6 protein-coding genes are annotated in these 13,012 nt (G+C 55.9%); 1 reads left to right on the top strand and 5 read right to left on the bottom strand.

Annotated elements, in window-relative coordinates; genetic code table 11:
* Window positions 1–98: 98 nt before the first annotated feature.
* From ACFPMF_RS16800 to ACFPMF_RS16785, 4 genes are all read right to left on the bottom strand, one after another.
* On the bottom strand, window positions 99–2,507 hold the full coding sequence (locus ACFPMF_RS16800) for an ABC transporter permease (protein ID WP_379847320.1): 2,409 nt from the start codon (window positions 2,505–2,507) through the stop codon (window positions 99–101).
* 89 nt (window positions 2,508–2,596) lie between these two features.
* Window positions 2,597–4,945: an ABC transporter permease gene (locus ACFPMF_RS16795; protein WP_379847317.1), complete on the bottom strand. Its 2,349-nt coding sequence runs from the start codon at window positions 4,943–4,945 to the stop codon at window positions 2,597–2,599.
* Window positions 4,946–5,197: 252 nt separating this feature from the next.
* Window positions 5,198–6,226 carry a PA14 domain-containing protein gene (locus ACFPMF_RS16790; protein ID WP_379847315.1) on the bottom strand — a complete coding sequence of 343 codons (1,029 nt, stop codon included), beginning with the start codon at window positions 6,224–6,226 and terminating at the stop codon, window positions 5,198–5,200.
* A 162-nt stretch (window positions 6,227–6,388) separates the two neighbouring features.
* Complete coding sequence (locus tag ACFPMF_RS16785) at window positions 6,389–8,767, bottom strand: ABC transporter permease (RefSeq protein WP_379847312.1); 2,379 nt, start codon at window positions 8,765–8,767, stop codon at window positions 6,389–6,391.
* Between the two features lie 214 nt (window positions 8,768–8,981).
* On the opposite strand from ACFPMF_RS16785, the gene ACFPMF_RS16780 reads away from it, so the two are divergent.
* The gene (locus tag ACFPMF_RS16780) at window positions 8,982–10,280 is read left to right on the top strand and encodes a M20/M25/M40 family metallo-hydrolase (RefSeq protein WP_379847310.1); all 1,299 of its coding nucleotides are present in this window, start codon (window positions 8,982–8,984) and stop codon (window positions 10,278–10,280) included.
* A gap of 47 nt (window positions 10,281–10,327) precedes the next feature.
* Here the strand turns inward: ACFPMF_RS16780 and ACFPMF_RS16775 are convergent, their stop codons facing one another.
* Window positions 10,328–12,793, bottom strand: a complete 2,466-nt coding sequence (locus ACFPMF_RS16775; RefSeq protein WP_379847308.1) for an ABC transporter permease — start codon at window positions 12,791–12,793, stop codon at window positions 10,328–10,330.
* Window positions 12,794–13,012: the final 219 nt, after the last annotated feature.

Raw genomic sequence — 13,012 nt, 5'->3', positions numbered from 1 at the left:
TATAGAGTGATGAGTTAAGAGTGATGAGTTAAGAGTTGGCGCTGCCCAATTACCTGAAAATGGCGGAGCCAACTCTTCACTCTTAATTCATAATTCCTTCATTCCGAACGGAGTGAAATAACCGGGTTGGTTAAGGCCGCTTTGATGGATTGATACGAAACCGTTACGACGGTAATGATGGTCACTAGCAGAAGTGCCAGCGCGAAAACCCACCACGCCACCTGAATCCGGTATGTATAATCTCGTAACCACGCATCCATCAACCACCAGCCCAGCGGAGCGGCCACCACAAAGCCCAGCAAAATGAGCCGACCAAACTCCCGGCCAAACAGCCAGAGAATCTGCGGGACCGTGGCCCCCAGCACTTTCCGCACGCCAATCTCCTTGGTTTTGGATTCGGCCATGAACGACACCAGCCCGAACAGGCCCAGACAGCCGATCAGGATCGCAATCCCTGAAAATACCTGCGCAAACCCGAGCATGATGGTTTCGGCCACGTAAAACTGGTCGAGGATATCGTCCGTAAATTGGTAATGAAAAGCGTGTTCCGGGAATAGGCTATTCCAGGTTTCTTCCACCTGTTTCAGCGTTTCGGGTACCTGGCCGGTGCCGATTTTCAGGGCGGCCATCTGGTTGGCCGACGGCTGGTTGAAAAGAACCAGGGGGCCGACGGCCATCCGGAGCGAATTGACGTGGAAGTCGTTGACGACCCCCACAATGGTCCGGTCTTCATCCCACACATTCAGCCGTTTCCCCAAAACCGCCTGGATCGACGTAACCCCCAGTTGTTTCACCATCGTTTCGTTCACAATCACCTCCCGGTTTGTCGAATCGTTGGTCAGGAAGTTCCGTCCGGCGAGCAGTTTCAGCCCAAAAAGCGGGATATATTGCGGATCGCCCACCTTGGTCTGGGTATCGAATTTTTCTGGTTCGGCCCGGTTATCGTACGTAAACGACGATTGGCTGATGGAGCTCGAGGCCGGTGGGCGGTTGCCCAGCGCCACGTTCTGAACCGTTCCCAGTTCGAGCAGGCGGTTGCGCAAGGTTTGCTGCCGGACCGGGTCGCTGGTCGGCACCGGAATGGTCAGAATGGGATCTTTCGTAAAGCCCAGTTCGGTTTGCCGGATGTGCCGCAGTTGCGACATGATGACAATAACAACGATCACGAACAGTTGGGTAATAAAAAACTGAACCACCACCAGTCCACGACGCACCGAAATACCGCCCACCTGCTCCACATTCACGCGGCTGCGCAGGGCCGCAATCGGGTTAAAACCGGACAAAACCGTGGACGGATAAAAACCGGACAAACCGATCACCAGCCCAACCAGGGCCAGCAAAAGCGCCAGCGGTTGGGGAGCCAGTAAATCCGTCAAGGCCAGATTGGCGTTAAAAACCGCCATCGACTGATTGATCAACGGCAGCCCGGCCTGGGCAATCGCCAGCGCCACGCCCACCGCGACGAGCGTAATGAGGGCGGTTTCGGCCATAAACTGCCCGAACAATTGCCCCCGCGTGCTGCCCATCGCCTTGCGAACGCCGACCTCTTTCGAGCGCCGGAGCGCGTGAGCCGTCGACATATTGACGAAATTGATGCAGGCCGCCAGAATCAGAAACAGCCCGACGGCCCCCATCGCATAGAGCAGTTTCCGCTGTACTTTGCCTCCAAACCGGGTATTATAATGCACATCGCTGAGCGGCTGTAAATAAAACCGGTAGATTTTCCGCTCTTTTCCGTTGTAATACCGATTAATCAGGGCCGGAAAAATAGCATTTACCTGAGCCACCGGCGTCGATTCAGGCAGCACCACGTAGGTCATTTCTTCGCTGTCGAGGTCGGTCCAGCGCCGGAGCGACTGGGCTGATTCTTCGCTCAAAACCGCCAGCGTGTTGTAGGAGATGTAGGCTTCGTCGCTCAGGTTCGTATGAATCGGATGATCTTTCAGCACACCCGTTACGGTCAGGTTCCACTGATTATCCAGCCGGATCAGCCGCCCAATCGGGTTGGCATCGCCAAAATACTTCCGGGCCATTTTTTCCGTCAACACCACCGAATTCGGCGTGGTCAGGGCGGCTTCGGGGCTTCCGGTTTTCCACGCAAAATCGAACGCATCAAACAACTGCGGTTCGGCAAAACAGACGCTGCGGTCCTCCTGAAATTTCTTTTGAAAACCGCCCGCGGGGTTCGGGATGCTCAGCAGGCAGCTCCGCAGCCGTTTGATCCGGGCCGTCGTCTCGATCAATGGATAATCCCGCCGGAGGACCTCCCCCAGAACCTTCGGCGTTCCCCGGTTATAGCCCCGGTTTTCGTGGTGCAGCTCCGTCACGACACGGTAAATCCGGTCGGCCTTCTGGTGGTAGGCATCAAACCGAAGTTGGAAGCCAATCACCAGAAAAATCAGCATGCCGCAGCCCAGCCCCACCGCCAACCCAATGATGTTCAGCAGGCTATACGTCCGATACCGTTGCAGCGTCCGCAGGGCGATTTTGAGGTAGTTCCTTAGCATTTTAGTGATGAGTGATGAGTGAAGAGTTGGCGCTGCCCAGTTCCCTGAAAATGGCGGAGCCAACTCTTCACTCTTAATTCATAATTCCTTCATTCCGAGCGCAGCGAGGTCACCGGGTTCGTCAGCGCGGCTTTGATGCTCTGGTAACTCACGGTTATAAAAGCAATCAGAACGGCCAGCACGCCCGCCATGACGAACAGACTCCACGATAGCTGGATGCGGTACTGGAACGTTTTCAGCCATTCCGTAACGGCCCACCACGCCAGCGGAGACGCCAGCACCAGCGCCACCAGCACCAGTTTCAGAAAGTCTTTGGAGGTCAGGGCCACCAGACTACCGACCGATGCTCCCAGCACCTTCCGAACGCCGATTTCTTTCTTCCGCTGCTCCGCCGTGAAAGCCGCCAGGGCAAACAACCCCAGGCACGAAATCAGAATCGCCAGCGTTCCGAAGTAATTGATCAGCGTATTCACCTGCTGTTCGCTGCGGTACATCCACTCATACGCTTCATCCAGAAAATGGTATTCGAACGGATAGTCCGGATTGAACGTCCGGGTTACCTGCTCCAGTTCGGCAATGGCTTCGGCGGTTTTGCCTTTTTCGGGACGCACCAGCAAATAGCTCGTATTGGTGGGAATCAGCGTCAGAACCAGGGGTGTAATCGGGCTGTGCAGCGATTGCAGGTGAAAATCTTTCATGACCCCAATGATGGGTCCTTTGCCCATCCAGAAACCGACCTGTTGACCCACCGGATTTTTCATCCCCATCATTCTGGCGGCCGCTTCGTTGATGATGTACGAGGCCGAATCGGCTTTCCGGGCACTCGAAAAATCCCGCCCATCCACCAGCTTGATGTTCATGGTTTTCAGAAAATCATAGCCCACCGACATGGTCGAAACCCAGGAAGGGACCTCCGGTTTTTTGCCAGCCCAGGTCAAATCCCCGGAAGTAGCCTGAATCTCCGTTGGCAAACTCATCGTGACCGAAGCCGAAGCAATGGAGGGTCTGCGGATCAGTTCTTTCCGAAACGCTTCCATCCGGTTATACGTTTCGCTCTCCAGCGGTATATACAGCACATTTTCCCGATCCAGGCCCAGGTTTTTCGTGCGGATGTATTCCATCTGGTAGCCGACTGCCAGCATGCCGATGATCAGAAAAATAGAGAGTGTAAACTGAAAAATTACCAGCGTCCGCCGGAAGAGTGCGGCCCCGGCCCCAAATTTCATCGTCCCTTTCAAAATGCGGATCGGTTGCAGGCCCGACAAAAACAGCGCCGGGTAACTACCTGATATAAAACCAGTTATTAACACCAACAGCACGACACCCAACCAAAGCACCGGATCAGCCAGGTTCAGACTTAATTGTTTGGAAAAAACCGTATTAAAAACCGGCAGGACGACGCTCACCATCCCCAGCGCCAGAAAAACCGCCAGCAGACTCGTCAGCACCGACTCACTCATAAACTGCCCGATCAGCGACGACCGCAGCGCACCCACCACTTTCCGGACGCCCACTTCTTTGGCCCGCATGGCCGAACGGGCCGTCGCCAGATTCATGAAGTTGACGCAGGCAATCAGCAGCATAAACACGGCCACCAGCGCAAAAACCCGGACGTACTCAATCCGCCCCCCAACGGGTTTGCCGTTCTCGTATTTCGCGTAGAGATACACGTCTTTCATCGGTTGGAGCGTGGGCGTCGATACGCCCTTCCAGTCGGTATTGCGTCGGTAAATGTCTTTCATGTTGGCCTCCGCTTTGGCCGGGTCCGCATTCGAATCCAGCCGAACGTACGTCAGGAAGGAGAAGTTACCCCAGGTTTTTTTCCAGTCCGCTTCCTGCACGTCGTAATTGATGAGCCAGTCGAACCGCAACGTCGACTGGCGGGGCATATCTTCCAGAACCGCCCCGACGGTATAAAAGGTGGTGTTGTTAAATTGCAACCGCTTGCCCACGGCGTTGACCGTTCCGAAAAACTTTTCGGCCACTTTGCGGGTGATAATGATCTGATCCAGCCGCGAATGCGCCACCAGCGGACTTCCTGCCAGAACCGGGTAGTCGAAGACCAGAAAGAAGTCTTTTGTTGCGTAAAAACCGGTTTCCTTCGTCGATTTTTCGCCTACCTTAATTAGGATTTGATCCGGAAACTGCACCTTGGTCGCGTAGCGAACTTCCGGCACATCCCGCTTCAGAACACCCGCCAGCGGGCCGGGGCTCAGCGTGCCTGTTTCCATTTTTCCTTCGTAAACACTGGTGGTCCGAACGAAAAAGATTTCATCGAGATGCGGCAAAAACCGGTTGTAGCTCAGTTCGTCTTTCACCCACAAACCGATCAGCAGGCTGCACGACATGCCCAGGGCCAGACCAAAAATGTTGATAAACGAATAAAGCCGGTTTTTCAGCAGACTCCGCCAGGCAATCTTGATGTAGTTTCGTAGCATGGTAAAGCAGAAGGGTAGATCGTTCTCTTTTTCTCCCAAATGGTATACCAGAAAAACCAACTTGCTAACTATCAGTATATTAACTTACTACAGAGGAAATTAAATGTCCGCAAACGGACGCTTTTCCGGCCATTTGCGGACAATAACGGGAAGGGTAATTCGCAGCCTGATCTACAGCTATTTACGCCAGCGGGTTATTCAGCGTCGCCGGGAAGTACGGCATCCGGATTTCGGGGGCGGTTTTCGGGTAGGTTATTTGACCACAAACTCCACCCGGCGGTTTTTCGAGCGACCGGCTTCCGTCCCATTATCCGCGACCGGCCGGGTGCCGCCGTAGCCTCTGGTTTCAATCCGCTCCTGATCAACGCCGTTGCGGACCAGATACGTCTCGATCACGCGGGCACGGTTTTCAGACAACGCCAGATTCAGCCGCGGATCGCCCACGTTGTCGGTATGCCCGCTGATTTCGATGGTCAGTTTCGGGTTCTGTTTCATCGTCCGCACCAGTTTATCCAGTTCGGCGTACGATTCGGGCAGCAGGCGGTATTCACTTTGTTCGAAATTCACCTGATTCAGCACCAGTTTATCCCCGGTTTTCAGGTTTTCAAACCGTTCGGCGGTTTTTACAGGAGCCTTGGCGACGGCCGAATCGTGGGTTGCCCGCGCGGGTGACGCGGTTTCCCGAATGACGATCACGCGCGGCTTCGGCTTTTCGGATTCCGGTTTTTCCGCCAGCCTGGCCGCCATAGCCCGGGTTCTGGGCGGTTTGTAGTCCGGTCGGAACAGCAGATGCCGCGACACGTAGGCCGGGAGCGTTTCCGTGGGCGGAATCCAGTATAAACTGATGCTGCCACCGTGCCGGTCGTTGAAGAAATCAACCCGCAGATCGTAATACCGACCCGCCACCAGCCGGATTTCGCCCATAAAGGTCTTGGAATCATTGAGGCTCCAGACATCGATGACGCGTTTGCCGCCCACCCAAAGCCGGATGCCATCGTCGACCTTGGCCGTAAACAGGTAAACGCCGGTTTTGGGGGCGTACAGTTTGCCGGTCCAGCGAATGGAATAATACGAATGACCCAGCCCCGGTCCCGGACTTCCTGCCCACTCCCAGTCAAAATTAATCTGCGGATCTGTCCGGGTGAAAACTTTCTGTTCGAAGTTCGTTCCGTTGTAATAATCACCTTGCAAGCCGTTTCCAGTCAGCGGTTTCGGCTGGCTGGTTGCGGTCTGCCCCAGCAGCACTCCCAGGATTCCCCCAATCAACCAGCGCGCCTTCATAGTCCTTTAACGATCAGATTCCCGATGGATTAAAGATAACGATTAACGCACTGGGCGGATGCTTTTTTTAGGGTATGGCCCCGTAAGGGCATAGAGAGCGCAATGAGCGGCTGAACTGGTAACGACCCTTTCCGCTCTTGTTCTACCCTATGCCCTATGTCTTCACTCCGAACGCAGGGATTTCACCGGATTCGAGAGGGCCGCTTTGAGGCTTTGGAACGAAACCGTCAGCAGGGCGATCAGAATCGCCAGCCCTCCGGCCAGCCCGAACACCCAGCCACTCAGGCGGATGCGGTAATCGAACTGCTGCAGCCAGTCGTTCAGGAAATAAGCCGCCACGGGCGACGCCAGCAGGCAGGCCACGATGACCAGCCCCACAAATTCGCGGGACAGTAAGCCCCACAGACTCGTGACGCTGGCTCCCAGCACTTTCCGAATCCCGACTTCCTTGGTCCGCTGCTCGGCCAGCGAAGCCGCCAGCCCGAACAAACCCAGACAGGCGATAAAAACCGCCAGAACGGCAAAGGCGCCCGCCAGCTTCCCGATCAATTCCTCCTGTCTGAATTTACGGTTATATTCGGCATCGACAAACTGGTAATCAAACGGATACGCCGGATTGAATTTCCGAAAAACGGGTTCGATCCGCGCCAGCGCCTGCGCCGTGCCGACCCCGGCCGTCAGCCGGAAGATGAGGTAGTTTTCGTACGGAAGCCCGGTCAGCAGGATGAGCGGATGGACGGGTGCGTACGGCGATTCAATGATCGAATTTTCGACCACGCCCACCACCCGCAACGTCCGGCCGGGGTCCCAAACCAGGCGCATTTCCTGATTCAGCGGCTCCTTCAAACGCATTGCCCGCACGGCGGCTTCGTTCAGAATCACCGAGAGGGAATCGGCTCCGCTCGGACTGAAATTGCGGCCACTTGTCAGTTTGATGCCCATCGTTTGCAGATAATCCGGCGTGGCCGCAATCAGGTTCAGGCGCATGATTTCGTCGGGGGCTTTACCGGGCCAGTCCACCCGCGTGTCCCCCGTTATCGTCGTGGCCGGACTCGACGCTTTGGTGACGCTCGCCACCACCCCCGACCGCAGCAACTCGTTCCGCACGGCCTCGTAGTTCCGGTTCAGATCGTTGGTCAGCGACACCGTCAGCAGCCGGTCGGGATTGTAGCCCCTCGGGCGGTTTTTCGCATATTGAATCTGCTGATAAACCAGCATGGTACTGATGATGAACGCGATACAGATCGAAAACTGCACCACCACCAGAATTTTACGCGGCCAGTTGGCGCTCCGGCCGACGTGCACACGGCCTTTCAGCACCCGCACGGCCTTAAAACCGGAGAGGTAGAAAGCCGGATAACTGCCCGCCAGCACGCCCGTCACAACCGTCACGCCCAGCGCCAGCGGCCAGAAGACAGGCAGGAATCCCGGAAACGAAAGCTGTTTCTGGGTGAGTTCGTTAAAAACCGGCAACAGCAGCACGACCAGCCCCAGCGACAGCCCGAACGCCAGAAACGCAGTCAGCAGCGACTCGCTCAGAAACTGGCTGACCAACTGCGACCGAACCGACCCGACCGCCTTCCGGACGCCGACCTCTCGGGCCCGTTTTTCGGAGCGGGCCGTGGCCAGGTTCATGAAATTGATACAGGCAATCAGCAAAACCGCCAGCGCCACGATGCCGAATAAGCGCACATACCGAATGAAACCGCCGGTATTTTTTCCGTTCTGAAACTCGCCGTATAAATGCCATTGCGAAACCGGATGCAGAAACGCTTCGAAGATTGATTCCGGATTGTGCCGCTTGATGATGCCTTTCAGTTTGGCCTCCACAGTGGCCCGGTCGGCGTTGGGATGCAGTTCGATCAGAAACTCGATCATGTTGTTGTTCCAGTTGGTCCGGCTGGCCTGCACCCAGGGCTGGGTTAACTCCAGGTGCCGGAACGGAATCAGGAAGTCGAAATCCCAGGCGGTGTTGCCGGGCAGCTTTTTCAACACCCCGCTCACTTTCAGATCAACTTGATTATCAATCCGAACCGTTTTCCCCACGGGGTCGGTATCGCCAAAAAGTGACCGGGCCGTTTGTTCGGTCAGGACAATTGCGTTCGGATCGTGCAGGGCCGACTGTCCGGTGCCCGCCCGCATCGGAAACCGGAACATCGTCAGAAAGTCCTCTCCTACGTGCTGGCCTTTTCGCAGGACTTTTTTCTCGCCAGCCTGAAGGGCGGTTTCACTCCGCATCGTCGCGGGAAGACTTTCAGCAACCCGTTTGATTTCCGGTAGCTCGGTTCGCAACACATCGCCCAGCGGCAAGGCGCCGTTGGGTTGGGTGGTGGTTTCGCCGTTGGCCGTGCGGTTCAGCATCACCCGGTACAGGTTCGCTTCGTTTTCGTAAAACCGGTCGAACGTCAGTTCGTCCCAGACCCAGAGACCGATCAGCGTGGCCACGGCCATCCCGACCGCCAGGCCCAGAATATTGATGAAGCTGAACCCCCGGTTTTTCCGCAGGCTGCGCCAGGCCATTTTCAGGTAATTTTGTAGCATCGTTTTCTGCCTTGATTTTCGGTTCCAAGGTACGGACAACCGAAAAAGGACGGACGTTAAAAAAAGTTAAGGTTATCATCCTCACCCACCAGAGTCCCTGTTCTATCCGAAAATCTACGCTCCGGAGCGCATAAGTTTACCCGGTCAAAAGCCTTGGATAAGGCTTAAATCACTATTTTTGGCCATCATCCCGGTTTTTCTTCATCACCCATTCATGATACAACGGCTCAATTCCGCTCTTTTTGTCTGTTTCCTTCTTTGTTCCTCCACCACGTTGCTGCACGCGCAGGAATCCGTCCCGATTGACAAACGCTATACCGACGAGATCAAGGCGCTGACGAATCGACCGGCGGTTAAAACGGTTTTTCAAACGTTCCAGGAGCTGGAGCCGCAGACGAAGCAGGATTTGATCACCCTCACCGAAATCCCGGCGCCCCCGTTTAAGGAAGAAGCCAAAGCCCGGAAATATGCCGCCATGCTGCAAGAAGCCGGGGCGGATTCGGTCTGGATCGACGAAATCGGGAATGTGATTGCGAAACGCAAAGGCCGCTCCGGAAAGAAAACCGTGGTGGTTGAAGGCCATCTGGATACGGTTTTTCCGGAAGGAACCGACGTGAAGGTGAAACAGAAGGGCGACACGCTCTACGCGCCCGGCGTGGGCGACGACACCCGCGGGCTGGTGGCCATTCTGACGGTTTTGCGGGGGCTGGAAAAGGCGAAGATTGAAACCGACGCGGATGTCTGGTTTGTCGGGACGGTCGGCGAAGAGGGATTGGGCGATTTGCGGGGGATGAAACACCTCTTTAAAACGCACGGTTCGAAGATCAATGCCTGCATCTCCGTTGACGGGGCCGGTTACAGCGGCATCGTTCACCGGGGACTGGGCTCTTATCGCTACCGGATCACGTTCAAAGGCCCCGGCGGGCATTCGTACGGTGCGTTCGGCATTGTGAACCCGCACCACGCCCTGGGCAAAGCCATCCATTACTTCAGCAGCGAAGCCGATCCGTTTACCCGCCAGGGCATCAAAACCACCTACAGCGTCAGTGTCATCGGGGGTGGCACGTCGGTTAATGCGATTCCGTTTGAGTCGTGGATGGAAATCGATATGCGCTCCGAAAGCCCCGAGCGGCTGAACGGCATCGACCAGTTGCTGCAAGCCGCCGTTCAGCGGGCGTTGAAGGAAGAAAACAGCCTGAAACGCAGCGGCCCGGATTTGACCGTTGAGGTTAAGAAAATTGGCGACCGGCCTTCGGGCAAAACCGAACCGACGGTTCCGCTCGTTCAGCGGGCGATGGCGGTTTCGACCTACCTGGGGGCCAAACCCCGGCTGGAGGTTTCGTCAACGAATGCCAATACGCCTATTTCGCTGGGTGTTCCCGCCGTTACGATCGGCAGCGGAGGCATCGGCGGCAACGTGCACGCCCTGAACGAATGGTGGCTCAACGACAAGGGTCTGTTGGGCTTACAAAACGTTCTGCTGGTGCTGCTGGCCGAAGCAGGTATAAAATAAACCAACGGAGCAGAGGAGTAAGAGCCGAGCCTTTACCCCTCCACCACTTATTCGGAACGCAGCGACTTCACCGGATTCATCAGCGCCGTTCGGACCGAATGGTAACTGACAGCCGCCAGCGCCACGAAGAAGCCCAAACCGCCCGCGAGCGCAAAAATGGGCCAATTCAACGGAATGCGGTAGGCGAACCCATCCAGCCAGCGGTTCAGCAGCCAACCTGACAACGGAATGGCCAGCGCAAAAGCCACCGCCACCAACGCCAGCGTCCGGCGGTTAAGCAGGAGCCACAGTTGCCCCACCGTCGCCCCCATCACTTTCCGGATGCCAACTTCCCGAACCCGGTTCACCGCCTGAATGCCCGCCAGGCCGAACAGGCCCAGAGCCGCAATCAGCAACGCCATACCGGTAGCCAGCTGGGTCAGCATCATCCAGCGTCGGTACTCCTGGTAACGGGCCGCCAGATCCTGGTCCAGAAACGAGTATTCAAAGGGCTGTCCGTCGGAAAGTTTCGCCCAGTCGCGGGCGATCCGCTCCACTTTCGCCGAAAGATTGCCGGGGGTAAGTTTCAGGTAAAAGACGCCCTGGAAACCCAGCTCCAGTTTGTAGTAGGCGGGCTGAATGGCTTTCGTCAGCGGTTCGATATTATGATCGTTGACAATACCGATGATGGTCCGGCCATTGAGCGTCTCCACCGGTTTATTGAACACCAGTTCCTCTCCCAGCAGCTTCGCCAGCGTTTCATTGATCACGACGGCTTTCACGCTTTTCGCGGTATCCGACCGGAATTCCGGCGAAAAAAGCCGCCCTTGTTTGAGCTTGATGCCCAGCAAATGAAAGAAATTATAATCGACGCCCTGCTGAAGCGCCCAGTATTTTTGCCCATTGATGGTGGTCCCGTTGCGGTTGAACGCATCCTCGCCGAAACCGCCGGCACTGCTGGCCACCAGCAGCACATCCGGATTCGTGGTCTGATAACGCAACAACCGCTCGTAAATCCGCGGACCGCTGCCTTTTTCCAGCCGTTCCAGGTTTTTGATCTTCAATACCAGTTCTTTCGTCAGCCCCAATTCTTTTTCCTGCACAAAGTTTAACTGCCGGTGCATGGTGAGAGCCGCCATGACCAGCACGAGCGACAGCACGAACTGTGTTCCCATCATCCCCTGAATCACCAGCGGATTGATTTTGTAGGTCCGGTTCTGCCCCAGCAATAACGTCGGTCGAAACCGGGCAAACAGCAGAGCCGGATAGACGCCGGCAATCAGGCTGACGGCCAGCACCATGCTCAGCAGCCCCAACAGATTGCCGGTTTGCCACACGTCCCAAACCGTCAGCGTCCGGTCGGTCAGGCCGTTGAACGTCGGCAACAGCAGAAGAGCCAGCACCAGACTAATCACCGCTGCCAGTGTGACGGTCAACACGGTTTCCAGCCAGAGTTGCCCGGCCAGTTGCCGCGGAGCCGCGCCCACCACTTTCCGAACCCCCACTTCCTGCAAGCGGCCCGCCAGTTTCGACAAGGCGATGATGATGTAATTGAGCCCCGCAACGAACAGAATCAGCACACTGATCGACACCAGCAGGTACACATTCGTCGGCGAAACCGTCCGGTTCCAGCGTTCATAAAACGAGAAATGCGTATCCTGTAACGGACGCATGGTGAGGAGAAGCGGGTGGTGGGCCAGGCGGCTTTTCTGCTCCGGAGACGCCTGTTTCAGCAGGTTATCGATCAATTCCTTAAAAAGCAGCGGGCCTGACCGGGCCAGTCTGGCGGATACCTGCGACACCGAAGCCGTTGGACTCAGCTTGCCCAGTGTGTAGACATTACTGGTAGTATACCGCCGTTCGAGTTGTCCGGCGTAGGAAGCATCGCTTTCCAGCCGCACCACCAGTTCGGCGCTCAGGGCCGTATTCGAAGGCGGATTTTGCATCACTCCCGAAACTGTGTAGAGCTGACCGTCATAATGAATCGTCTTCCCGATCGGATTCGCATGGGCAAACAGTTTTTGCCGAAGCCGTTCCGAAATCACGGCATGGTGCAAACCGGCCAGCACCTGCTCCGGGCGTCCGATCGTTAACGGCAGCGAAAAAAACGTGAAGTAATTGGCATCCGTATGCAAAACCGCCTTCTCATAGACCGCATTCGTTCCGTATTTGACGATGCTTTCGCGCAGCCCCGACAGACGGATTATGGCCTGAAATTCGGGCATTTGTGCTTTGATTTCGAGACCAAAAACCACCGGAAAAATAAGGCTTCGGTGTTCTTCCGCCGGGAAAAACGACAGGTTGAGCGGATGCCGTTTTGGCTTGCCTTCAAAATCAAACAAATCGGTCGACTCGAGCCGGTAAATGCGGTCGGCGTCGGCATGAAACCGGTCGAAGGCGTATTCATGCCGTATGAAGGCGTACGTCAGCAGGCCAAAGGCGAGGGCTACGGATAAACCGGTTAAGGGAATGGCCGAATAAACCGGATCGCGCCGGAGACCACGGAGCGCCACTTTGAGGTAGTTTTGAAGCATGGTTTAGGAAGGTCTAAAACGTGTCATGGCCGGTTCAGGACCGGCTTTTTTCCAAGGACACCTTTCATCGCCCGCCGTTGCAATCCGATGAAACTATTGTAGACGGTCAGCCAAAAGACCCCAGCGTAGCCAAGGAATTTGTAAGCCATTCATCTTCCATCCATTCCCTTCTTCGGTTGGCTGAAAACAGAAAATCCCAACCGAAAGCGAGTTCTTTCG

It is taken from the genome of Larkinella bovis (assembly GCF_042655385.1).
Classification (GTDB): Bacteria; Bacteroidota; Bacteroidia; order Cytophagales; family Spirosomataceae; genus Larkinella; species Larkinella bovis.
The sequence above is the reverse complement of the archived record's forward strand: the minus strand, read 5'-3'. Positions and strand labels throughout refer to the sequence as shown.